Source organism: Longimycelium tulufanense, assembly GCF_014645795.1.
GTDB lineage: Bacteria > Actinomycetota > Actinomycetes > Mycobacteriales > Pseudonocardiaceae > Longimycelium > Longimycelium tulufanense.
Genome location: NZ_BMMK01000007.1, coordinates 145,830 through 169,783, shown reverse-complemented (window position 1 = coordinate 169,783; position 23,954 = coordinate 145,830). Strand labels below are relative to the sequence as shown.

The window sequence follows — 23,954 nt, the reverse complement described above, 5'->3', positions numbered from 1 at the left end:
CGTCACCGGCGCACCGCTCGAACGGCCTACTGGATCGGCCACTCTTCTCTGGTGGACCGGGGGAGCGAACGGGTTGCCCTCCGGGTGTGGAGTCTCCGGTCTCGCTGGCGACCACGCCCGGAGAACAACCCGCCCAGCATCGGGATCAGCCCGACTCGTAGAAGCGCTTCTCCCACTTCCGGTGATTCTGCGCACCTTCCCGGATGAAGGGCGTGAACAGGGCCAGGTTCAGCAACATCCAGTTGACCACATTGGCGGGAAACCGGAGTGGCTTGACGAAGTCGACGAACAACACCACGCGTGTCTCGTCGGAGTGATTCCACGCCTCGTGCTCGTACGCGTCGTCGAAGATGAGAACCTGGCCCTCCTCCCAGCGACACACCTTGTCATCGACCCGGATCGCCACCTTGTCCCGCTCGCGCGGCACGATCAGACCGAGGTGGAGCCGCAGCACGCCGTTGTAGGCCCGCGATGCGGTGGCAGGTGTTTACCCGGTTCGAAAATCGAGAACATCGCGGACTTGAAGCCGGGGATGCGCCGGACGGTGTCCCAGGTCCGTGGGCAGCACGTGATGTTGCGCTCCGAGGAGGAGCCGTAGGCGTGCAGGAGGAAGACCTTCCATGCCTGGTCTTCGGTGATCGTCCGAACGTCGGTGACGATGTCCTGGAACGCGGGCAGCTCGTCACGCCGCGTGAGTACACCTTCCAGCTCGGAGCGGATGGCCTGCCACTCCCGCTCGACATCGTGGCCCAACCGAAGACGGTGTTGTCGGGAACCGGTTCGTTTCCCACCTTCGAGCAACGAGTGTTGAGCCGTTCGGCCCACTTGACGATGCGCATCAGCACACGGACGACCAGACTCGGTCGACCCATCGGGGGAATGCCCTCGGTGGAGAATGTTTGTTTGGCGCTGTCCTTCCCGGGCTGCGGAAGAGCCACGCTCGACGCCACCTCCCTACCAACACGTGACGCTGGCTTGCGGCCAGCCGTTGCCGTGACCATCCATGATCCTGCGGCTGGGCGCTTCCCGCGTCGAGATCGCTCAACAGCACTTGACCAGATGATTCGCACGGGGGAATGGCGGGCGGCCGGCCCGGGCGGTCGCGTCGGGCCGGAGGTTGCGGTTCCGGAAATACGGAACCAGTTGGTTTCGAATGGCGGACGGAAACCTCTCGTGTTGGGATGTGGTGTGCGGCACGTGCGGTGACGTGACCGGCGAGGTAACTGGTTGACTCGGAAGCGTCCGTTGTGGACCCCCAACGTGAAGGAAAGCCTGGCGATGACGACTGTTCCCGCCATCAAGCTGACAAACGACGTCACGATTCCCCAGCTCGGACTGGGATTGTTCCCGCTCACCGACGACGAGGTGCCTCCGGTCGTGCGTGCGGCGATCGACGCGGGCTACCGCAGTTTCGACACCGCGGCGTTCTACGGCAACGAGCGGGGAGTCGGCCGGGCGATCGCCGAGTCCGACATTCCCCGGCACGAGTTGTTCCTGGCGACCAAGCTGTGGAACACCGACCATGGATACGACTCGACGCTGCGGGCCTTCGACGCCAGCCTCGACCGGTTGAAGCTGGACTACGTCGATCTGTATCTGATCCACTGGCCCGTGCCTACCCGGGACAGGTACGTCGAGAGCTGGAAAGCACTCCGAGAAATTCATGGCGACGGACGCGCTCGGGCGATCGGGGTGTCCAACTTCCAGGTCCCGCACCTGCAACGGCTGCTGGACGAGACCGGTGTCGTCCCGGTCACCAACCAGATCGAGCTGCATCCCCGCCTGCAGCAGGAAGAGCTGCGTGCGTTCCACGCCAGGCACGGCATTCTGACCGAGGCGTGGAGCCCGCTGGCCAAGGGCGGCGAGGTGCTGGCGAACCCGACGATCGTGACTATTGCGGACAAACATGGCCGCACGCCGGCCCAGGTGATCCTGCGCTGGCACATCCAGCTCGGCAACGTCGTGATCCCCAAGTCCGCCAACCCGCAGCGGGTGCGGGAGAACATTGCGGTCTTCGATTTCGACCTGGATGCCGACGATCTCGCCGCCATCGCCGTCTTGGAGACCGGGGAACGCACCGGCCCCCACCCGGACACCTTCGTCGAGTAAGACGGTCCGCGGGCGGTAGGCGGGTTTCCAGCGGCCCGCCACCACCCGCGACAGCCCTAGTGGGAGTGCAGCCCCCGCCCGCCCGGGTCTGCGCAGCCCAGGGCGAGCTTACTGAGCTGTGGAAGCGCGAATCAAGACCAAGATCGTGGGCTGTGGATAACTTCGGGGGATGGGGACAGGTGGTGGTCCACGGGAGGGCGTCAGCGGACCGGGTCGAGTACGGCGAACGTCTCCGGACCCAGCTCGACCCCGCCCGGACCGACGCTTGCCTGACCATTGGTGAGTAGCACGTCAGCCCTGTCAGGCAAGGGGACTCGGGCAGGCACGGAGCCCAGGTTGCAGGCCACGTACAGCCGGTCCCCACGACCATCGTTCCGATGAAGCACGATCCATCGCCTGGACTCGTCGTGGTCCACAACGAGCCGGTCCAACCAGGGGTCGGACAACGCGGGGCGGGCCCGCCGCAACGCCACCAGCGCCCGATACGTCCCCAACAACTCGGCATGCCAACCCTGGCCGGTCTCCGACCAGTTTAGTCGGGAACGTTCCAGGGTGGCCGGTGCCAGTGGATCGGGCACCTCGGACGGCCCCCAGCCGTGCTCGGCAAACTCCTTGCGGCGGCCCCGCCGCACCTTTTCGGCCAGCTTCGGGTCCGGGAAGGATGCGAAGAACTGCCACGGGGTGCTGGCGCCCCACTCCTCGCCCATGAACAGCATCGGCGTATAGGGAGAGCACAACAGTAGGGCGGCGGCGCAGCCCAGCAGACCGGGGGAGAGGACGGCGCTGAGCCGGTCCCCAGCCGCCCGGTTGCCGACTTGGTCGTGATTCTGCGCGGAGAAAAGAAAACGATGTGCGGGCAGCCGGTGGGTATCCACCGGCCGACCGTGCGTCCGCCCGCGGAAGGATGACCAGGTCGCGGCGTGGAAGAACACCTCGCGCAGGGTGTCCGCCAACGCCTGCAGCGAACCGAAGTCCGTGTAGTAACCCTGCCTCTCCCCAGTCAACGCCGTGTGCAGGCAGTGATGAAGGTCGTCGTTCCACTGCGCGTGCAGCCCGTAGCCGCCGGCCTCCCTAGCCGTCACCAGGCGCGGGTCGTTGAGATCCGATTCAGCGATCAACGTCAAGGGTCGCCGCAAGTGCGCGGACAACGCCTCGACTTCACTCGCCAGCTCCTCCAGCAGGTGCACCGCACGTCGATCAACAAGCGCGTGCACCGCGTCCAGCCGCAGCCCGTCGACGTGGAAGTCGCGCAGCCAGCTCAGTGCATTGTCAATCACGTAACGGCGCACCTCGTCCGAGTCCGGTCCGTCGACGTTCAACGCCGGGCCCCAGATCGTGCGGCCGGTGAAATAGGGGCCATAGTCGGCAAGATGGGCACCGGAGGGCCCGAGGTGGTTGTAGACCACATCCAGCAGCACACCCAGCCCCCGCGTATGGCAGGCATCGACGAACTGCTTGAATCCGTCTGGCCCGCCGTACGGCTCGTGCACCGCGTACCACAGGACCCCGTCGTAGCCCCAGCCGTACGGGCCGTCAAAGGCGTTGACCGGCATGACCTCGACGAAGTCGACACCCAAGCCCCTCAGGTGATCCAGCCGACTGACCGCGGCATCGAACGTACCCGCATCGGTGAACGTCCCGACATGCAGCTCGTACACCACCGACCCCGGAAGCGAACGCCCAGCCCAGGACTCATCCGTCCACCGGAAGAAATCGTGGTCGTAACGGCGCGATGGACGATGCACCCCATCGGGCTGCCACAGGGAACGCGGATCAGGCAGCGGCTGCGGGTTGTCGTCGAGCAGGAAGCCGTAGTCCATCCCCGGGGCCGCGATGGGCACCGTCACCCGCCACCACCCGCGCTCGTCCCGAACCATCTTGTACTCGGCACCGTCCAGCCACAGCCGGACCCGGGACCGCTCCGGCGCCCACACGGTGAAGTCCGTGCCCGTCCGGGGCAGGCCCGAGCCGGCAGGAACGCCCTCGGCGAGCTGCGTCATCACTTCTCCCGGAGCAGCAGGGCAACGGGGTAGTCGACCAGGAGTTCGGCCAACGGCGGCGTCGCTGGCGCCACAGCACGTCCGCTGAGTACGTCAACCCAACGGCCAGAGCCCCACGGAAGCGGAAGCAGTGTGTCCCGCCAGCCACCGGACCGTGCCAGGCCCACCGAAAGCCGGGTAGCCACCGCCACCAGTTCGGCGGCAGGACCGCGAGCGAACGCCACGACATGCCGCGCCGCGACTCCCTCCGCCCACAGCGGTCGGTAACCGTGGAAGAGCTCCGGACGGTTCCGACGAAGTCGCAGCACCCGGGTCGTCACCAGCAACTTGGCCGCTCCCGTCTCGTCGACCGGCGGTAGCCAGCCGTCCGCAATCCGCGCCAGCAACCGACGTCGTTCGTCGAAGTCCACCCGCCGACGGTTGTCCGGATCCACCAGGGAAAAGTCCCACAGTTCGGTTCCCTGGTAGATGTCGGGAACACCGGGCCCGGCTAGCTGGAGCAGCTTCTGTCCCAGGGAGTTCGACCAGCCCGGCTGCTGCAGGCGCGAAGCGAACGCGGCCACCTCGGACAGCAGGTCCTCGTCCTCGTGCACCTCGACGGGCCAGTTGGCCACGGCCGCCTCGAAGTCCGCGTTCCGGTCGGTCCAGCTCGTGCCGAGCTTGGCCTCCCGTGCCGCCTTGAGCAGGTACTCCCGCAGCCGCTCGATCCCGATCGGCCAGGCTCCGAGCAAGGTCTGCCAACCCAGCAGATTCAGCGTCGGCTCGGGAAGCGCGCATCGCGCCGACCACCTGCGCACCAACGCCGAGAACTCATCCGCCAGCTCCGACAGCACTGCGATGCGAGCACGCACGTCCTCCGAACGCTTGGTGTCGTGCGTGGAAAGCGCCGTCATCGTGTGCGGCCAACCAGCCGCCCGTGCCGCCGCACGTTGATGAAACTCCGTGACTTCCACACCGAAACGCAGAAGATCGCCACCGACCTCGTTGAGCGCCACCAGCCGGGGATAGCGGTAGAGCAGGGTGTCCTCGATGCCCTTGGCCATCACCATTCCCGAGGTCTGCTGGATCCGCCGGGCCAGCTCGCCATCAGGAACGGCAAGCGCCGCATCAGCCACGGCATCGATTTCGACGGCGAACTCGGGACGTGCCTGCCGTGCCGTCATGACAGCTTCCTCGAAGTATCCTCGCCCTTCGGGCAGGTAGGAGCGATACACCGGGAATGACGCCAGTACGGCGACGACAGCCTCCTCGGTTCGCTCCCGATCCAGATTCGGCAACAGGGCAGCGATGCGCCGGACCTCAGCACGTAGGACACGGCTGGCCACCATGATCCGGCACTCCCAGCTCAGTCGCCGAGGATCCAGGTCATTGCACTCGGCCACGTAAAGATTGGTCAGCGACTCCTCCCCGGTACAGTCGACGAACAGCCCACACACCTCGCGCAGCGCGTCATATCCGGTCGTGCCATCTACCGGCCACGATGCGGGCAGATCCTCGTCCACCCCGAGGATCTTCTCGACCACCAGCCAGACATCCGGGGCACTGGACCGGAGTCGCCGTACGTAACCACCGGGATCGGCCAGCCCGTCGGGGTGGTCGATCCGCAACCCGGTCACCGCACCATCCTCGACCCACCGCAGCAAGGTCGCGTGTGTCGCGGCAAAGACCACCGGATCCTCCACCCGAACCGCGGCCAGGTCGGTGATGTCGAAGAACCGTCGGTAATTCAGTTCTCGGTTGCCGCGCCGCCACGACACCAACCGGTAGTGCTGGCGCTCGTGGACTCTGCGTGGATCACTGTTACCCGTTCCCGGGGCAACAGGAAAGCGGTGATCGCGGTAGACGAGACAGTCACCCTCGACCCGCAGATCACCCAGCGCGACTGCCTCACCGTCCCCATCGTCGGCCAGGACCGGCAGCAACAACGGGCCGGAATCCCAGTCGACGTCGAAGAAATGCGCGTACTCCGAGCCACGCCCCTCCCGCAACACGTCCCACCACCACGGGTTGGCGGGTGCATCCCCCACACCCATGTGGTTGGGCACGACGTCCACCACCAGCCCCAGAGCACGCTGCCCGAGCCGGGCGGTCAGCAGCCGCCATCCGTCCTCGCCACCCAGCGCTTCCGAAGGCTGCGTTGGGTCGGTGACGTCGTAACCATGGGTCGAGCCGGGCGCGGCCTGGAGCACCGGAGAGACATACAGTGCGCCGACTCCCAGTTCCACGAGGTAGTCGGCGAGCGCTGCGGCATCGCGAAAGCTCATCAACGGACCGAGCTGCAGACGATAGGTGGCGGAGGGCGGCGGCATGGCGCCTCACCCGGTCCGTTCCAGCAGCACGAGGGAGCGCCCGTTGACCGGCAACGCGCGGCCGGCCAGCACCGAGCGCGGCGTGGCGGGGGCTCCGCCCGCGATCACACCGGTCACCTGCCCGCCGCCGCAGCTGAGCACCTCACCGGTGTTCGTGTCGAGCACCACGGTCCACTCACCGCCGTACTCGGCGCTGGGCATCGTGAAGTTCATCGTGTCGTCGTGCGCGTTGAAGCACAGCAGGAACGAGTCGTCTCGGATGCGCCGGCCGTACCGGTCGACGTCCGGAATGCCGTTCCCATTGAGGAACACGGTGATGGAGCGCCCGAACCCGGATTCCCAGTCCTGCTCGGTCATCTCCGTCCCGCGTGGGGTGAACCAGGCGATGTCCCGCAGCTCGTCACCCTTGCGGATGGGGCGGCCACCGAAGAACCGCCGCCGCCGGAACACGGGGTGCGCGCGGCGCATCTCGGCCACGGCGCGGGTGAAGTCCAGCAGGTCCTGGTTCTTCTCCGCCAGCGACCAGTCCATCCAGGAGAGCTCATTGTCCTGGCAGTAGGCATTGTTGTTGCCACGCTGGGTACGCCCCAACTCGTCCCCGTGTGACAGCATCGGCACACCCTGGGACAGGAACAAGGTGGTCAGGAAGTTTCGACGCTGCTGGGAACGCAGCTTGTTGACGGCAGCATCGTCGGTTGGTCCCTCGGCGCCGCAGTTCCAGGACCGGTTGTCGGAATGACCGTCGCGGTTGCCCTCGCCGTTGGCGTCGTTGTGCTTGTCGTTGTAGGAGACCAGGTCGGCGAGGGTGAAACCGTCGTGGGCGGTAACGAAGTTGATGGAGGCGTAGGGGCGGCGGCCGTCGTCCTGGTAGAGGTCGGAGGATCCGGTGATGCGGGAGGCGAACTCGCCCAGCGTGGCCGGCTGCCCACGCCAGAAATCCCGGACCGTGTCCCGGAACTGACCGTTCCACTCCGTCCACAGGGGCGGGAAGTTTCCCACCTGGTAGCCGCCCGGACCGACATCCCAGGGTTCGGCGATGAGTTTGACCTGGCTGATCACCGGATCCTGTTGGACGATGTCGAAGAAGGCGCTCAGCCGGTCCACGTCGTAGAACTCGCGGGCCAGCGTCGCGGCCAGATCGAACCGGAACCCGTCGACGTGCATCTCGCTGACCCAGTACCGCAGCGAGTCCATGATGAGTTGCAGGGTGTGCGGATCACGGGCGTTGAGCGAGTTTCCGGTGCCCGTGTAATCCATGTAGTAGCTGGGGTCGTCGTCGACGAGCCGGTAGTAGGCCCGGTTGTCGATGCCCCGCCAGCACAGCGTCGGACCGAGGTGGTTGCCCTCGGCAGTGTGGTTGTAGACGACGTCGAGGATGACCTCGATCCCCGCGCGGTGCAGCGACCGCACCATCCACTTGAACTCCTGCACCTGCCGCGCCTGTCCACGGGTGGACGAGTACGCCTCGTGCGGCGCGAAGAAGCCGACCGTGTTGTAGCCCCAGTAGTTGGTCATCCCGCGAAGCACCAGCTGGTGATCGTCGATGAACTGGTGCACCGGCATCAGCTCGATCGCCGTCACACCGAGCCGCTGCAGGTACTCGATGACGGTGGGATGGCCCAGTGCGGCGTAGGTGCCGCGCAGCTCCTGGGGGAGCTCGGGGTGCCGGATGGTCAGGCCCCGCACATGTGCCTCGTAGATCACCGTCTCGTCATAGGGTTGACGCGGCGGATGGTCGTCACCCCAGTCGAAGAACGGCGTCACCACCACCGACTTCGGCAGGTACGGCGCGGAGTCCAGGTCGTTGCGGTCCGGGCCGCCGTCCAGGTCGTAGTCGAACAACGCCGAGTGCCAGCACAGCTCACCGGAGATCGCCTTCGCGTAGGGGTCCAGCAGCAGCTTGTCCGGGTTGCATCGCAGCCCCTGAGCGGGATCGTGCGGGCCGTACACCCGGTAGCCGTAGCACTGTCCCGGACCGACCCGTGGCAGGTAGACGTGCCAGACGAACCCGTCGACCTCGGTCAGCCGCACCCGGGTCTCGTGGCCGTCCTCGTCGAACAGACACAGCTCGACCCGCTCGGCGACCTCGGAGAACAGGGCGAAGTTCGTCCCGGCCCCGTCGTACGTCGCGCCCAGCGGATAGGGCGACCCCGGCCAGCGCATCACACGATCTGACGTACCAGACACCCGCCCACTCCGCGCGGCACGCGACCCGGCCCACCGCGAGGTCCACCCGACCCGGTGCACGACCGGAGGCGCGCGGCCGAGCCCGGCGGGCGTCCAGGCCCGACCCCGACATGCCGACGTCTGGATGACACCGCCGGTCCCCGGACACCACCACTGGCAGCATCCGCACCCGTGGACACCGAGCTCGCCCGGCTCGCGGCCGCCCACGGCGTGGCCACCTGGTACGAGAACGACCAGCGGCAGCGGGTCACGGTCGACCCCGACGTGGTCGTCGCCGTGCTCGAGCGGCTGGGAGTGGACGCCGCCACACCGGCCGCCGTGCGCCGCGAGCTGGACGCCGTGGCCGCCACCCGCGAGCCCACCACGCTGCCCCCGACGCTCGTCGTGCGCCAGGGCAGCCACCGCCACCTCCCCGCGGCCGCCGAGCTGCGTTGTGAGGACGGCACCGAGCGCCGCCTGACCGATGGCCTCCCGCCAGACCTCCCACTCGGCTACCACCACCTGACCCTCGGTCACCGGCTGGCCACGGTCATCGTCACGCCGCCGTGCCTGACCCCACCCGCTCGCTCCTGGGGCTGGGCCCTCCAGCTCTACGCCCTCCGCTCCGCCGGATCGTGGGGGATGGGCGACCTCGGCGACCTCCGAGACTTCGCCCGCTGGGCGGCACGGGGCCTGGGCGCAGGACTGGTGTTGTGCAATCCGCTGCACGCGATCACCCCCCTGCACCCAGTTCCCGCCTCGCCCTACTCACCCTCCAGCCGCCGCTGCACCAACCCGCTCTATCTGCGCGTCACCGACACGGCGGCCTATCACCGGGCTGATCCGGAGACTCGTCACCGCATCGATGAGATGCGGCCGAGCAGTATCGAGGTGATCGACTACGACGCGGTTTGGGCAGCGAAGCGCTCCGCCTTGGAGCTGCTGTGGCAGCGCGACCAGCGGCGGTCCGACCAGCACGGGAACACAGCCGACACCGACGCACCTGTCGACGCGGTGGCCGACTTCGCCACCTTTTGCGCGCTCGCGGAGCGCCACGGTCCGGACTGGCGCGGCTGGCCCGCCCCGCTACGCCACCCCGCCAGTTCACAGGTCGCGGCCGCTCGCGTCGAGTTGGCCCCACGCGTTGCCTTCCACGCCTGGCTGCAACGCCAGTGCGACAGCCAGCTCGCCGCCGCCCAACACGCCGCTCGCAATGCCGGCATGCCGCTGGGCATCGTGCACGACCTCGCCGTCGGAGTGGACCCGGGTGGCGCCGATGCCTGGGCACTGCAGGACGTCATCGGCACCGGTGTCACCATCGGCGCCCCGCCGGACGCCTTCAGCCAGCGCGGCCAGGACTGGCAGCTCGCGCCGTGGCGGCCGGACCGGCTGGCCGTCGAGGGCTACCGGCCGCTGCGCGACATGGTGCGTGCAGTGCTCCGCCATGCCGGCGGCATCCGGGTGGACCACGTCATGGGCCTGTGGCGAATGTGGTGGATCCCGCCCGGCGAGCCGCCCGTACGGGGCACCTATGTCCACTACGACGCCGAGGCCATGCTCGCCGTGCTCACCCTCGAGGCACGTCGGGCAGGTGCAGTCGTCATCGGCGAGGACCTCGGCACCGTCGAACCAGCGGTGCGCACCCGGCTACGGCGGCAGGAGGTTCTGGGTACGGCGGTGCTGTGGTTCCAACGCGACGACGACGCCCCGGGCCGGTCACTACTCCCACCCGAGCAGTGGCCGAGTCTGGCCGCCGCCAGCATCTCCACCCACGACCTGCCCACCGCCCACGGCTTCCTGCGCGGCGAGCACGTCCGCGTGCGCGCCGACCTCGGACTGCTCGACGATCCCGCGCGAGAAGCCAGGCAGGCTGCCTCCGAACGGACGGAGCTGCTGGCGTTGCTCCGTGACCAGGGATTGCTCGGCGACGCGCCGACCGACGGCACCATCCCCGTCGACGGCACCACCACAGGGGACATGGTCACCGAGGATGACATCGTCGTGGCCATGCACCGGTTCCTGACGCGTACCCCGTGCCGCCTGCTCCTCGCCTCGCCTTACGACGTGCTCGGGGAGACCCGTCAGCCCAACCTGCCCGGCACGGTCGACGAGTACCCGAACTGGCGGTTACCCCTGCCGGTGACCCTCGAGAAGTTTCGGGAGGATCCCCGGGTACGGCGGATCGCCGGTGAATTGGCGGCTTGGGAGCGGGGAACCCGGCCACGCGACGAGGTCGCCCATGCCCCGTGAACCCGGGCGACGAGGCGCGGTTTCCGCCGCGGAGAGGTCCTCCTCACGCGTTCTCCGGCGGAAAATGGCATGACCTGCCCGTCTATGCTTCGCCGAGTGTTGAACCAGGTGACAGCCCTGCGCTATGTCACGCCGCTGCGTGAAGGCGGGTCGTTGCCCGGTGTCGTCGAGACCGACGACCTGGGCACCTACGTCGTGAAGTTCCGGGGCGCCGGGCAGGGCCGCAAGGCGCTGGTGGCCGAGGTGGTCGGCACCGAGCTGGCCCGCCGGGTCGGGCTGCGCGTGCCCGAGCTGGTGCTGGTCGAGCTGGACCCGGCACTCGCCCCGGCCGAGCCCGACCAGGAGGTACAGGACCTGCTACGGGCCAGCGCCGGCACCAACCTCGGCGTGGATTTCCTCCCGGGCGCCCTGGACTTCAACCCGGTCTCGTTCTCGGCCGAGCCGGCCTGGGCGGCACGGGTGCTGTGGCTGGACGCGCTGATCGGCAACGTCGACCGGAGCTGGCGCAATCCCAACATGCTGGTCTGGCACGGTGAGCTGTGGTTGATCGACCATGGCGCCTCGCTCATCTTCCACCACAACTGGCCCACCGCCGAGAAGGCGGTGCGCCGGCCCTACGACGCCAGCGACCACGTGCTCGCCCCGTTCGTCAACGACCTCGCCGAGGTTGACCGCGAGCTGCGCGACAAGGTCACCGCCGACCTGCTCACCGAGGTCGTCGGCCTGGTGCCGGCCGACTGGCTGGCCGACGAGCCCGGCTTCGTCGGTCCGGACGCCGTCCGCCGTGCCTACGTCGACCATCTCGCGGAGCGGGCCACCGCCTCGGCGGTCTGGCTGCCGGAGGCTGCGGCGTGAGCGGCGAGCGCGACCCCTTCGAGTACGCACTCATCCGCGTCGTGCCCCGGGTGGAGCGCGGGGAGCAGATCAACGCCGGGGTGCTGCTCTACTGCCAGGCCCGCGACTTCCTCGGCGCACGAGTCCACCTCGACGAGACCAGGCTGCGCGCCCTCGATCCCTCGGCGGACGTTGCCGCCATGCGGGCTGCGCTGCGCGCCTGGGAGATGACCTGCCTCGGCGGGGAGGACGCCGGCCCGGCCGGCGCCCAGATGAGCCTGGGCCAGCGGTTCCGGTGGCTGACCGCGCCGCGCAGCACCGTGATCCAGGCCGGCCCGGTGCACACCGGCCTGACCGACGATCCCGAAGCCGACCTGGACCGTCTCCTCGACCGCCTCGTGCGCTGAGGAGGGCCAGTTCGGGGGCTGGCCCTCCCCGGGCAACAGGCCGGTGCGGATCAGTCCGATGTGGACAACGCCCGGTCCGGGGAACGAGTTGGGTCGGTGTCCGCGGAGGCGGGCCGTGGCCCGGTCCGGCCCGCCCATACCACGACCACCAGGATCAGCACCGCACCCGCGCACTGCAGCGGCGAGGGTCGCTCACCCAGGATCACCGCACCGTAGACGAGTGCCGTGGCGGGTTGGACGAGCAGCACCATCGACGTGACCGCGATGGGGAGGCGGGGCAGCGCCAGGGTGACGAGGATCCAGCCGGCAACCTGACCGCTGAAGGCCAGTAGCAGGAGCCATCCGTGCATCGGCCAGAGCGGTGTGAGCTGGAAATCACCCAGCGCGAGACCGAAACCCGTACCCCACAGGCCCGCGGCGGTGGTGGTGGTGAACAACGCCACCGTTGCCGGCCGCGGGCTTCGCGTGGCCCGCCGCAACGTGATCAGGTAGACGGCGTACGCGAGCGCCGCTGCCAGGCCGAAGGCCGTTCCGGCAACCGGATCGTGCCCGTAGGAACCCCCACCGAGCACGCCGGAAACCATGACGAGCGCTCCGAACAGGATCGGCAGCGCAGCCAGCACCCGTCGCTGCGGCGGCTCCCCGAGCAGCCAGCCCGCCAGCCCGACGAAGATCGCCTGCGCATTCACCAGGACGGTTGCGATCCCGGCGCCGACCATGCCGACCGAGACGTTCCACAGCACCAGGTCCAACGCGAAGAAGAACCCCACGAGCAGCCAGAGCGTCCACTCCCGGAACCTCGGAGCCGCTCGCTGGGTCGGCCCGGCGGCCCGGTGGTAGACGTACGCCAGCACACCGAGGAAAGGCAGTGCGTAGAGGCAACGGAACGCCGCCGCCGTCGATGGTGTCGCGTGCGAAAGTCGAACCAGTGTCGCCGAGAGTCCGTTGAGCGCGGCGCCCAACGCCGCGGCGAGCACCCACCGCGACGACGAACCCATCTTTGTGGTAGTGCCCGCCATCAGTGCTGGCGCGATGCGGTCGTGCCACCGACGCGTCGTAGGATGTGTTCCGGAACCGGCACACCCATCGGCACGTGGGGGCACGGCTCCGGTTCCCCGGCTACCGGACGCACCGGGACGACTCCGGCCCACACATCGGGGGAGGAACTGGCCTCCGTGCCGTCGCGCGGTGGTCCGGTACGAACCTTGACCGCGGCCTCGGTGAGATCGAGCGCCACGACCGACACCGCCGCGAGCTCCTTGCGGTTCGGCCGCCGGGCGTAATCCCATGATCCCGGCGCGACGTGTTCGGCGAGGGCCCGCAACCCACGCAGCTTGCCCTCCTCGTCCGCGACAGCACGGCCGACACCGTGAATCACGGCCGATCGGTAGTTGACCGAATGATGGAACACGGACCTCCCGTAAACGATCCCGTCGAGCGCCGTGACCGCCACGCAGATCTCACTCCCAGCCCCGGCGAGCCCTAGACTGTGCGCCCCGGAGGAACCGTGCACGTAGAGAGTGTCACCGTCACGGCCATAGCATGTCGGCAACACAACCGGACTCCCATCGTCGGTAACGAAAGCCAGATGGCAGACCGGTCCCGCGTCCAAGACGTCGTACAGGGCCGCGCGGTCGGTGACCGCACGATCCCTGTGGCGCTTGATCGTACTGCGATCCGTGGGGGACAAGGGGACAGCGTTCATACGACACCTCGTACGGAATGTGGATCTACGACGTTGTGGCGGGATCCGGTCGGTCCATCAGGCCGAGCACATGGCTCACCGCGCGCTCGAACTCCGCGATCCCGCCGGAGAACACGCCCGTCGTGCGGGGATAGTTGACCAGGACATCAGTGAACCCGAGTTCGTGACACCGGCCGACGAGGTCGGCAAGACGCTCCGGTGAATCGAACGGATCGGCAACGATCCTGCTCAGGTTGACCAGCTTCCCGATACGCGCCGAATCCCGGTCCTCCCGGGAGCACGCCTTCTGCAGCCGCTCCAGCTGCTCGGCGAGCACGGCGAACGCCGTATCTTCCGGCTGCGCACCGGGTTGATCGGCGTTGCCGATGGTGACCCAGGTCTGGCCGTGTCGTGCCGCGATCCGCATGGCACGCGGTCCTGCGGCGGCGATAGCGAAGGGGACCCGGGGCCGCTGGACACATCCGGGCACCATCTTCACGTCCACCGCGGCATAGCAGCGGCCCCGCCAGCTGATGGTGTCCTGTCGAAGGAGAACGTCGGAGAACTCGACGAACTCGCGGAACCGTTGCACACGCTCCGCGGGCTCCAGCGGTGTTCCCCCGAGCGCCGTGCCATCGGCACCGGCGGCACCCGCACCCATCCCGAAGATGAACCTTCCACCACTCACCTCGTCCAATGTCATCACGTGCTTGGCGGTCGGGACGGGATGGCGGAAGTTCGGCGACACCACCAGGGTTCCGAGCCGGATCCGGCTGGTCACGGCGGCTACGGCGCCCAACGTCGTCATCGAGTCGTACCACGGGCCGTCGCGGAGCGAGCGCCAGGACAGGTGGTCGAACGTCCAGGCATGGTGGAGGCCGAGTTCCTCGGCAGCGGTCCAGATCTGACATGCCTCGGGCCAGGGGTACTCGGGGAGGATGACAACTCCCAGTCTCACAGCGGCTCCCATCCGACGATGTCGGGCCAATCGGTCACAGCACGGTCCGCAGGACGTCGTCGGCGTTGTCCACCGCCGTGACGTTGCCGAGTTCGATCCCCTGCTCCCCGGGAAGGAAGTAGAGGCCGGAACCGTGCAGGACGATCTCGTCGAAGTTGCCGACCAGACCGCGGTCGACGGCGTTCAACACGCCCGTCAGCCCCATCACCAACGACCACTCACCCAGCGTGCGCGGATCGGCCGGAAGCGCGCATCCCGCGCCTCCCAGCCGATTCCGAACGGTCGCGTAGCGGGTCAGGCACTCGTAGAGCGAGACTACGATGGCCGAACCTCCGTGCGTGGAGATCAGCCGGGTCATCTCCGGTGCCGTCGGCGGGTTGTTTGTGTAGAAGGTTGGTTCGAGGTTTTCCCCCACGCTCCAGGTCGCCTGGGGGAAGTGGGGAGATGCGTCCTGGCACAACAGGCTCGTGGCGGCATCGAGGTGGTAGTCGACCTGGCGATCCGTGCCGACGCCCTCGCGTAGGTAGTGCCGAACCATGTCGCTCGTGGCCATATGCTGCACGAGCAGGAAGCCCGGTTGCGACACGCTGATGCCGACCCGCGCCATTGTGTCGAGACCGTGCTGGTAGCCGAGAAGCCCGTAGGCGCTGGACACGGCGTGCGCGTGCAGCCGTCGCCCGCGCGGCCTCCCACCGAACTCGTGCTCGAAAAACGCCCGGCACGCATCCGCGATCTTGTAGTTGTTGATGTCCAGCGAGTACCAGATCCGGAGGTCGTCCGCCCGCTGTCGGGCGGCTGCCACGAATTCCGTCCCGATCTCCTTGACGTCGCTGGCCGTCCCACCGCTGTAGACCATGACCGGGTTCAGGCGGCGGAGCTCGTCGGACTCGGTCAGGTAGCTGCGCCGGAACTTGTGCAACGTGCTCAGCGGGGTGAGGGTGGCGATGCGCAGCTGATCCGGGGCCACCAGGCCGAGCTGGAGTGCCCTGGCCACCGCGTCCCGTAGCGCGATAGCCTTGTTTCCCGACGACGGGGTGAAGATGAGGATGCGCTCGCCGGTCCGGTGGATGTGGGTGACCGCTCTGGCCACCATGAGCAGCGACGCGGTGGTCTTGGTCGTGCGTGTCGCCGGGTTGCGCATGAGGTCGAGCAACGCCAGGTCGTGGTCCTGGTACGGCCGCACCGGCCGCCACGCCGCACGCGCCACGCTGAAGTATTCCTCCCAGCGGTCATCCAGTTCGGGATAGTCGTGGGCCGGTGCGAATCCCGCCGCGGGTGGGGTCCGGCCCATCCCCGACGACGCGAGCTTGACACCGTTGTAGTACCTCGTGATGAGGCTGTCCGAGTTCGTGGTCCTGATCGTGCTGTTGAAGAGGTCGACAGCTACCTGGGTGTTCGTCACAGGGGGTCCCCTTGTACTGGAAGGGAAGGCGAATTCCGAATATGTCGACTGCTTGAGGCTGTTTGCCGGGACGCTTCCCGGCACGATTCAGTGCGCGTCGCTGGTAGCCATGTCGGCTACGACGGCCGCCCGCCGGCGGATCATGAGCATCGAGCTGGTGTAGTAGTGGGTGCCGCACGTCAGGTGTCCGAGTGCGAACACCTTGGGGCCGGTGGCTCCGGTCGCGCCGAGGACGCGATCCGTGTCGGGATCGACCGCCACGCCACCGTGTGGATGCCGCGAGGCGAGTCCCTGCCCGACGAGACTGCCCACGAGTGCGGTGGCGGAGGAACTGATCACCCCGGTCTCAGGGCGAACGGTGTTCACCACGATGTCCGCCGAAGTGTCCTGGTAGGCGGTATGGGCGAGGAATCCCCGACCGAAGGACCGGACATCGACCAAGCCCCGCCGAACCACCAGCTGGCCCTCGTCCATGGCGGTGAGCAGCCGGGCGGCCGTTTGTGGCGGCATGGGGCTGAGCATGCTGTTGAACGTCTGGTGCCAGCGGGCCAGGAAGCGCTCCCGCTCCCGGGCGGGCATGGCGTGCCAGAGGGTCTCGACCGAGCTGAGCGTCGCCTGGACAACCACGTTCTGCCAGGTGTTGACACCGCTGGCGGCCTGGCGAACCTGTCGCCGGAGACGCCTGTGCGGATCCTCACCGGGATGGAAATCCCGTGCCGCCACGGCGAGGTCAACTCCGTTCGAGACCAGCTCGGCACGGAGCAGGTGGAGCAGACGCGCGCACGTCATCACCGGTTGGTCGTCGAGCGCCGCCCGGAGCGCCGCCAAGGACAGGTGACGAAGCTCCAGGCCGGAGGTCGCTCCTCGCACGGCGGGGAGCAGTCCCTTCCTGGACGCCATGATGATCCGTCCGCGGTGTCCGGTGTGGAGCAGGAACAGCACCGTGTCGACCGCGGTGAGGCCCGTACCGAGTACCAGCACCCTGCAGGTGTCTGGAATCCCCGCCAGCTGCGTCCATAGTGGATAGGGATCAGGAATGAACCCTGGCTCGCCAGCCAGGTGGTAGACGTCGGCCGGTGCACCCGTGCCGGTGCACAGGACGATCCGGTCGAATCCTCGATGCAGTGTCCCGTCAACGGTGCGCAGGTCGAGCCGAGGACCGTCGGTGCGGGCCGCCATGACGGCGCTGTCGACGAGCCGCACCGGTCGGCCACGGTCCGCAAAATCGTTCATCGCACCTGATACGCACGATGCCAGGTACTCACCGAAGATCCTGCGGGGGAAGAAGCCCTTCTCGTCGACCGGTCCGAGGTCGCGGTAGGTGGGCTGGGTGCCGACCCAGCGCACGAAGTGCCGCGGATCGTCCTCCCGGAGGGACATCCGGCCCGCGGGCACGTTCAACAGGGCGAGATCGGTGTCGGGCTGGTAGGCACGGCCCTGGCCCAGGTTCTTCGCCGGCTCGAAGAGCGTGATCTCCAGGTCTCGGCACGATGTTCGGTTGAGTGCGTCCAGCAATGATGCGGCGGCGCCACCGCCGCCAATGATCCCCAGTTTCACGGTGGTTGCTTTCGTGTCGAGGACGTGCGGCCACGACGGGTAACACGCTGGCGCGCACGTCTCGTACTCCGCAACGTCGATATACGAAGCGGTGGGAGGTGCAGTCGGAGAATCTCAGCCCACCGGTGCGGGCTGAGCGAGAAGAGAAGCCGCGGCGGCCACGGCGGCGGCCACGTCACCGTCCGAGGGGTAGAGCAGTGCTCGGCCGACAACCAGGCCACGGACCGCGGGATGCGCCACCGCTGCCTGCCACGCGGCGAGGTCGGTGGCGGTGTCCCGAACGGGTACCCCGCCGAGGACGAGCACCGGCAACGAGGAGGACCCGAAGACAACCTCCGGCTCCGCCGGTGCGGGAAGCTTCAGCCAGGTGTAGGCGGACGTATGCCCGAGGCCCGCCGCGATGCTGGCGGCGCGGGCCAACGGGCCGGCCTCGCGCATGAGCCGCAATGCGCCGTCCTCGCCCCGCTCGTAGGGCAGCGGCTCGACCATGGCCATGCGCCTGGCCGTGGCCAGCTCGGTCACCGCCCTGGCACACGACTCGATCGTCGGTGCCGTAGCGGCGTCGGTGTCGACCAAGCGGAGCAACATCTTCCCACCGTCGAGATTGCAGTCCACGATGGACTGTGCCGAGTAGGCGGTGAAGCGGTCGTCGATGCCCCACTCGGCATCGGCCAGGCCACCCCGGTTCATCGAACCGATGACGACGCGGTCGTCCAGGGCACGGAATCCGGTGATCTCATCGAGGAGCAGCAGCTCCTCGATGACGTCGGGGGTGCCGAGGACGCCGTCCACGGCGGGGTTGGCCAGCGCCACGAGCAGTCGCTCCAGCAGCGACCGGCGGTCCGCCATCGCCAGCGGGTCCGACCGGATGCCGATGTCGCCGCGGGCCGGGTGGTCGGCGGCGACCAGGAACAGCGTGCCCCGCTCCGACAACAGTCGCGGCCGGCGTCGGCGTCGCTGGTAGGCGGCGGTCACGAGCTGCGGCTCGGCAGCCCTGATCCGCAACAGTTCAGCCCACTGCTCGCGTGTGATCACGCCGATCCTCCCCAGGTCGGGAACGGCCAGATCGCGGCCCGTTCCACTGGGGCCGATCCTGCGGTACGAATGTCAGTATGTCAAGACAAAGTCGCTGACGTGGTGTTTCGTGGCGAATCGCGGTGGCGAGCGGGGCGGGTCCGGGGTAACACGACTGCGCGGAGCCGTCTGGAGGGGTGCAAGATCGGCGGAATTCGGGCGGGGCGTGCTGGCCTGCTGTCATGACGTTCTTTCGTCTGTACAACTAGGCTGCGGGCCGCGGGAGCGCTTTGTTGCCGGAAGTCCGGAAAGGGTGGAATTCATGTCGGCAAGCGGCACGTCGTCCCGGCCGGGCGCGGGAAGCCACGCGCGGCCGCCGGGCGGAGGCGCCACGCCCGCCACCGTGCGCCACGGGTGGCCCCGACTGCCGGGGGCCAAGCCGTGACCAACGACCCCATGAACAGGATCGCGTTCGACATCGATCGAAGCAGCCCTGTCCCGCTGTACTTCCAGGTTTCCCAACAGATTGAGCGGGCGATCACGGACGGCACGCTGCAACCCGGCGACCGGCTGACCAACGAGATCGAGCTGGCCGACCAGCTCGGCCTGTCCCGGCCCACCCTGCGCCGGGCGATCGAGGAACTGGTGCGCAAGGGCATGTTGATCCGCCGGCGGGGGATCGGAACGCAGGTGGCTCGCCAGCGCGTCAGCCGTCAGGTCGAGCTGTCCAGCCTCTACGACGATCTGGAGAGCAGTGGTCAGCAACCACGGACGGAGGTGCTGGAGCACTGCGTCGTGGATGCCGGTGCCGCCGTGGCCGAGGCACTCGAACTCGAACCCGGCGCACCCGTGCTGTACCTGGAACGGCTGCGGCTGACCAGTGCGGAACCGCTCGCCATCATGCGGAACTGGCTGCCGGCGAACATCGTGAAGATCACCCGGGCGCAGCTGGAACAGCAGGGTCTGTACCGCTCCCTACGCGCCCACGGGATCTACCCAAAGATGGCGAACCAACGCATCGGCGCACTGTCGGCCAAGGCCAACGAAGCCCGGCTACTCCAGGTCTCTCGCGGAGCACCACTGCTGTCGATGACCCGCACCACCTACAACACCGAGAGCACGCCCATCGAGTACGCGCAACACGTCTATCGATCCGACAACTACGTCATCGAGGTGACCGTGGTCGATCGCTGATCTGACTGTCACGTGGCGCCACGTCGGTTCAGGCGGTGGGGACGACCCGTTCGAGGAGGTGGATGAAGCGGTCCATCGGGGCGCCGTCGCGGCCGTCGGTCATGTTGGCGGCCAGCCGGAACGCGAGCCGGGCCAGCGGTGGATAACGGAGCTGGTGCCGAGCGTAGACGCGGAGGAACCAGTCCTGCCGCAGGCTGCTGAGGAACCAGAGGCCCAGACGGTAGTAGCGGCCATAACGCTGGCGCAGCTCGCGGGGGTAGAGGGAGAAGACGCGCTCGCGGGCCGACCCCTCAGGCCGGGCGAGTGCCTGGGCGGCGATGTCGGCGGCCAGCTCCCCGGACTCCATCGCGTAGGCGATGCCCTCACCGCTGAACGGGTTGACCAGGCCACCGCAGTCGCCGACGAGCATGAGGCCGGGGACGTAGTGCGGGGTGCGGTTGAAACCCATGGGGAGGGCCGCGCCGCGGACCGGGCTGTCCGGCTGTGCGGAGGTGCCGAGTGCGGAGTCGGGAGGTAGGGCCGACAGCCAGTCGGACAGGGCACGCCGGTAGTCGAGGCCGTTGGTCACGGCGGGGGTGTTCAGGACGCCGAGTCCGGCGTTCACCCGACCGTCGCCGAGGTCGAAGATCCAGCCGTAACCGGGCAGCAGGCCGTTGCCGGGGAGGTCGACGTCCAGCCACACCTCCAGGTACTCGTCGGGTGGGCCGGAGCGCCGGTAGTAGCGGCGCAGGGCGATGCCAACCGGGCGATTCTGGCGCCGGGCGAGCCCCAGGGAGAGCGGAAGACGGCCGGAGACACCATCGGCACCGACCACGAGGGGAGCGCGGAAGGTGGTGGAAGTCGGCTTGCCGTTGTCTGTGGAGATCTCGGCGGTCACGCCGATGACCCGGCCGGCGGGGTCGGCGAGCGGGCCGGTCACGGTGACGCCGGTGCGAAGGCGGGCGCCGACCGCACAGGCGCGGTCGGCGAGGAGGTCGTCGAGGTCGAAGCGAGTGCGGGTGAGGCCGAAGCCGGGGTAAGGAGCGAGCTCGGGCCACGCCAGTTCGAGGCGGACGCGGCCGCCGATCGCCCGGATGCCACGTTGCCGGGCCCAGCCCGGGGCGTCGATGTCGACGCCCATGCGGATCAGTTGGGTGACGGCGCGGGGAGTGAGGCCGTCACCGCAGACCTTCTCGCGGGGGAACGCGGACTTTTCGAGGACGAGCACGTCGAGGCCCTGGCGGGCGAGGTGGTGGGCGGTGGTGGAGCCGCCCGGACCCGCGCCGACGACGATGACATCGGCCTGCTCATCGCTCCCCGGAGCTCGGGGCTGGTCCGAGATGTCCACACCGACTCCCTGCACGCGGGCGGAACGGCCTGCGTGCCCGTTGTAGCACCACCCGGGGAAGTGCGCTCCCCCCTGCGGAGTGACGGCCTCGGGGCTGATTGCCGCCAGGCGGAAGGAAGGGAGGATGTTGGCAGAACCAAGCAGAACGGCCCCGGGTGGCGACCTGGGGCCAGGTTGGTGATGGGGGAGGAGTGTTGGTGACAGGGTGAGGACTACCGGGCTTGGTGTGGTGCGGGTTGGAGGTCGAGCACGCCGCTCCGCAGCCGGGCGAGGAAGGCGGACCACTCCCGGGGAGAGAAGGTCAGGATGGCGCCCTCGGGGTTCTTGGAGTCCCGCACCCCGATGATGGGGAAGGCGGACCCCACCTCGACACACTTCCCACCACCAGCACCACCTGCCCCGCAGGTGCGGCTGCTCGTCCGCCAGCTCCCTAACCTGTGCTTGGCCATGTTGGCCCCCTCGAAAGATCATCGATCGCGGCCTGGATGAGTTCGGCCGAGTCGGCTGGCTGAGGGCACGTACACCGAGCTGCCCGAACGTGAGAGTACATCGCTAAACGACCTTGGTGCCCTGCAGGTAGATGCTTTCGCCAGGGCCATCGGTGTACACCCAGAGTGCGTGTGTCGTCTGGAAACTCGAGGATGCAGAACCGGCCATTGATCCCGGGATGAACCCCGAGCGCAAGTGGAAGAACCTGCAGCGTCACGTTGGGCTCAGCGGACATGTCGATGAGATGGCGAAGTCGCTCCTGCCCCTTATCACTGGCACACCGCCCACGGGGCGCCGTAGCACCATCTCGCCGAGGATGACTCGGGGTATCGGAAAGTCCGCGCGCCGCAAGATCTTCTGGCGGGCTGTTCGTGCACGTACTCGCTTTTCCAAGACCCTGCCGGCATTCGGGGTGGGTTCCTCGGAGGCGGCGTTGGTGGACCAGCGCCCCCCCATTACCCGGCGCTACTGAACGCTACTGCTGCTGCTCTCACCCCGCAGAGCGCACGTTCCGCGACACCGGCAACCACGTCCCAAGACGCCGAACGGAGCCCGGACGTCGACGCGGACAGCACGACGCTTCGATCCCCGTTCTGGGTGGTGGCAGCAATGGTGGTGTAGCCGAGCGCGCCACCACCGTGCAAAGGGAGTCAGCGGTTGTGGCCTTCGGCGCCGGCGGTGGTGGCTGGCGAAGCGAGGGCCGGGGGTGCCGTGCTGACCCCCAGGGTGGTGAACCTTTCCGTAACCGCAGCGAGCCCTCTCCCTATTCGCTAACCTCATCTCGGTTCGTGCCGGGGTGTCGCGATGTGTTAGAACTACGTTACATTGCGCGCGTGTTCGGTGTCTGTTACGCGCCGTTTGGGCGTATTCCTAACGTATTAATCCGTCCGTTGATTGGGTCTCGTTATGAGTGACAGGGTCCGTGCGCATTACGGGCAGAATTCGGGTTACTGTCGGTGCGCGCGCCGGTCATGCGGGGGACGGTGGCCGGTGCGTGTGTCGGACGGGATTTTCGTTCGAAGAAGGGGAAGGGGGAGGCCCGCGTGAGGGGCGGCATGCGCCGTCTCTCACGCGGGCACCGTTCGGCCCGTGCCGCCGCAACAGGGCGGCTGCTCGCCGGCGGCAACGTAGGCGTCGAGGGGGTAGGCCACCGCGGAGATCAACGCAGCCAGGAGCTACGCGAGAAGCGGCGTTGATCGAGCGCACGGTGGAGAAGAAGGCCAACCGGGTCCTTGCGGGCCGCCGACTTCGCCGACGCGGGAACGCGGAACCCTCCCCGCCTCTTCGGAGGCGTATCCGGCCGGCCGGAAAAGCGGTAGGTACCCGGGCGGCCGGCACCCGAGGATCACCTCCCGAGAGGTGATGACTGATGGGTGACGCACTGACCCCTGAGCAGATCGAGGGCTTCGTCAGGGACGGCTTCGTGCATGTCCGCGAAGCATTTCCACGATCCGTGGCCGACGCGGCCCGCGCAATTCTCTGGCGCAGGACCGGACTGGACCCGGACGATCCTGCCACCTGGACGCAGCCGGTCATCAGGATCCCCGGTGCGGCGGACGAACCGTTCCGGGTGGCGGCCAACTCGCCTCGCCTGCACGCGGCGTTCGACCAGCTTGTCGGCAAGGGGCAATGGCTACCACGCGGTGGTCTGGGTACCTTCCCGATCCGGTTTCCCCACCCCGACGACCCCGGCGACTCCGGATGGCACATGGACGGCAGCTACTCCGTCGACGGGGAAACCTGGCCCTGGCTGAACATCAGCTCCCGCGAACGGGCACTCCTGATGCTCTTCCTCTTCTCCGACGTCGGTCCGGACGAGGCCCCCACCCGGATCAAGGTGGGGTCGCACCTGGACGTTCCGCCATTCCTCCGGGAGGCGGGGGAAGGGGGCAGGAACATGCTGGAGCTGTGCCAGGAGATGGACGCGGCCGGCAAGCTCGACTCGGACGACCGCCCGCTCGCCCTCGCCACGGGCAAGGCCGGCGACGTCTATCTCTGCCATCCGTTCCTGATTCACGCCGCGCAGCCGCACCGTGGCTCGGTGCCGCGCTTCATCGCCCAGCCGCCCCTCGAACCGACCGGGCCTCTCGAGCCCGAGCGCGCCGACGGTGCCTATTCGCCGGTCGAGCTGGCGATCCGGCACGGACTGGGCCTCGCCTGACCGCGCCGTTGCCGCCTTCTTCTCCGGGAAGCACCCGTCGTGCGTCCACTGGCCACCATCGGGATCAGCAACCCTGGTTCCAGCGGGGGAGAA

The 23,954-nt window shown here is 68.2% G+C and carries 18 protein-coding genes and 2 pseudogenes; 6 read left to right on the top strand and 14 right to left on the bottom strand.

Annotated features, from left to right (window positions below):
* Positions 1–145: 145 nt before the first annotated feature.
* Positions 146–825 (bottom strand): annotated as a pseudogene (locus IEY55_RS10105) (aspartyl/asparaginyl beta-hydroxylase domain-containing protein).
* 453 nt (positions 826–1,278) lie between these two features.
* On the opposite strand from IEY55_RS10105, the gene IEY55_RS10100 reads away from it, so the two are divergent.
* Positions 1,279–2,109, top strand: coding sequence for an aldo/keto reductase (locus IEY55_RS10100; RefSeq protein ID WP_189056373.1), 831 nt, complete (start codon positions 1,279–1,281; stop codon positions 2,107–2,109).
* A gap of 200 nt (positions 2,110–2,309) precedes the next feature.
* Here IEY55_RS10100 and treZ read toward each other — a convergent pair whose 3' ends face one another.
* Genes treZ through glgX form a run of 3 tightly spaced genes read right to left on the bottom strand, consistent with a single transcriptional unit; the run spans position 2,310 to position 8,581 of the window.
* Positions 2,310–4,109 carry a malto-oligosyltrehalose trehalohydrolase gene (gene treZ, locus IEY55_RS10095; RefSeq protein ID WP_189056371.1) on the bottom strand — a complete coding sequence of 600 codons (1,800 nt, stop codon included), beginning with the start codon at positions 4,107–4,109 and terminating at the stop codon, positions 2,310–2,312.
* Positions 4,109–6,418, bottom strand: coding sequence for a malto-oligosyltrehalose synthase (treY, locus tag IEY55_RS10090; RefSeq protein ID WP_189056369.1), 2,310 nt, complete (start codon positions 6,416–6,418; stop codon positions 4,109–4,111). The genes treZ and treY overlap by 1 nt, the downstream gene beginning before the upstream one ends.
* A 6-nt stretch (positions 6,419–6,424) precedes the next feature.
* On the bottom strand, positions 6,425–8,581 hold the full coding sequence (gene glgX / locus IEY55_RS10085; protein WP_189056367.1) for a glycogen debranching protein GlgX: 2,157 nt from the start codon (positions 8,579–8,581) through the stop codon (positions 6,425–6,427).
* Between the two features lie 195 nt (positions 8,582–8,776).
* On the opposite strand from glgX, the gene malQ reads away from it, so the two are divergent.
* The 3 genes from malQ to IEY55_RS10070 all read left to right on the top strand — a co-directional run bounded on the left by malQ (position 8,777) and on the right by IEY55_RS10070 (position 12,075).
* Positions 8,777–10,834, top strand: a complete 2,058-nt coding sequence (malQ, locus tag IEY55_RS10080) for a 4-alpha-glucanotransferase (RefSeq protein ID WP_189056365.1) — start codon at positions 8,777–8,779, stop codon at positions 10,832–10,834.
* A 96-nt stretch (positions 10,835–10,930) separates the two neighbouring features.
* Positions 10,931–11,689: a HipA family kinase gene (locus tag IEY55_RS10075; protein WP_229686233.1), complete on the top strand. Its 759-nt coding sequence runs from the start codon at positions 10,931–10,933 to the stop codon at positions 11,687–11,689.
* Positions 11,686–12,075, top strand: coding sequence for a DUF3037 domain-containing protein (locus tag IEY55_RS10070; protein WP_189056363.1), 390 nt, complete (start codon positions 11,686–11,688; stop codon positions 12,073–12,075). The genes IEY55_RS10075 and IEY55_RS10070 overlap by 4 nt, the downstream gene beginning before the upstream one ends.
* A gap of 50 nt (positions 12,076–12,125) precedes the next feature.
* Here IEY55_RS10070 and IEY55_RS10065 read toward each other — a convergent pair whose 3' ends face one another.
* The 6 genes from IEY55_RS10065 to IEY55_RS10040 form a co-directional block, all read right to left on the bottom strand.
* Positions 12,126–13,073, bottom strand: coding sequence for a DMT family transporter (locus IEY55_RS10065; protein ID WP_189056361.1), 948 nt, complete (start codon positions 13,071–13,073; stop codon positions 12,126–12,128).
* 20 nt (positions 13,074–13,093) lie between these two features.
* Positions 13,094–13,780, bottom strand: coding sequence for a pyridoxamine 5'-phosphate oxidase family protein (locus tag IEY55_RS10060; RefSeq protein WP_189056359.1), 687 nt, complete (start codon positions 13,778–13,780; stop codon positions 13,094–13,096).
* Between the two features lie 25 nt (positions 13,781–13,805).
* Complete coding sequence (locus tag IEY55_RS10055) at positions 13,806–14,717, bottom strand: LLM class flavin-dependent oxidoreductase (RefSeq protein ID WP_229686232.1); 912 nt, start codon at positions 14,715–14,717, stop codon at positions 13,806–13,808.
* Between the two features lie 34 nt (positions 14,718–14,751).
* The gene (locus tag IEY55_RS10050; RefSeq protein WP_189056355.1) at positions 14,752–16,119 is read right to left on the bottom strand and encodes a DUF6002 family protein; all 1,368 of its coding nucleotides are present in this window, start codon (positions 16,117–16,119) and stop codon (positions 14,752–14,754) included.
* An 87-nt stretch (positions 16,120–16,206) separates the two neighbouring features.
* Positions 16,207–17,676, bottom strand: a complete 1,470-nt coding sequence (locus tag IEY55_RS10045) for an FAD/NAD(P)-binding protein (protein ID WP_189056353.1) — start codon at positions 17,674–17,676, stop codon at positions 16,207–16,209.
* 114 nt (positions 17,677–17,790) lie between these two features.
* Positions 17,791–18,711, bottom strand: coding sequence for a Cgl0159 family (beta/alpha)8-fold protein (locus tag IEY55_RS10040; protein ID WP_189056351.1), 921 nt, complete (start codon positions 18,709–18,711; stop codon positions 17,791–17,793).
* A gap of 435 nt (positions 18,712–19,146) precedes the next feature.
* On the opposite strand from IEY55_RS10040, the gene IEY55_RS10035 reads away from it, so the two are divergent.
* Positions 19,147–19,884: a GntR family transcriptional regulator gene (locus IEY55_RS10035; protein ID WP_189056349.1), complete on the top strand. Its 738-nt coding sequence runs from the start codon at positions 19,147–19,149 to the stop codon at positions 19,882–19,884.
* A gap of 28 nt (positions 19,885–19,912) precedes the next feature.
* Here the strand turns inward: IEY55_RS10035 and IEY55_RS10030 are convergent, their stop codons facing one another.
* The 4 genes and pseudogenes from IEY55_RS10030 to IEY55_RS32970 all read right to left on the bottom strand — a co-directional run bounded on the left by IEY55_RS10030 (position 19,913) and on the right by IEY55_RS32970 (position 22,156).
* Entirely contained in the window at positions 19,913–21,211 is a 1,299-nt protein-coding gene (locus tag IEY55_RS10030) for a geranylgeranyl reductase family protein (protein ID WP_229686231.1), read from the bottom strand.
* Between the two features lie 212 nt (positions 21,212–21,423).
* Positions 21,424–21,660, bottom strand: coding sequence for a DUF397 domain-containing protein (locus tag IEY55_RS10025; RefSeq protein ID WP_189056347.1), 237 nt, complete (start codon positions 21,658–21,660; stop codon positions 21,424–21,426).
* A pseudogene (locus IEY55_RS32975) lies at positions 21,642–21,947 on the bottom strand (Scr1 family TA system antitoxin-like transcriptional regulator); the annotation flags it as partial. The gene IEY55_RS10025 and the pseudogene IEY55_RS32975, both read right to left, overlap by 19 nt.
* Positions 21,914–22,156, bottom strand: coding sequence for a Scr1 family TA system antitoxin-like transcriptional regulator (locus tag IEY55_RS32970; protein WP_373289988.1), 243 nt, complete (start codon positions 22,154–22,156; stop codon positions 21,914–21,916). The pseudogene IEY55_RS32975 and the gene IEY55_RS32970, both read right to left, overlap by 34 nt.
* A gap of 913 nt (positions 22,157–23,069) precedes the next feature.
* Between IEY55_RS32970 and IEY55_RS10020 the strand changes: the two genes are divergently transcribed.
* Positions 23,070–23,861 (top strand): phytanoyl-CoA dioxygenase family protein, encoded by a 792-nt coding sequence (locus tag IEY55_RS10020; RefSeq protein ID WP_189056345.1) that lies wholly within the window; start codon positions 23,070–23,072, stop codon positions 23,859–23,861.
* The last annotated feature ends 93 nt before the right edge of the window (positions 23,862–23,954 follow it).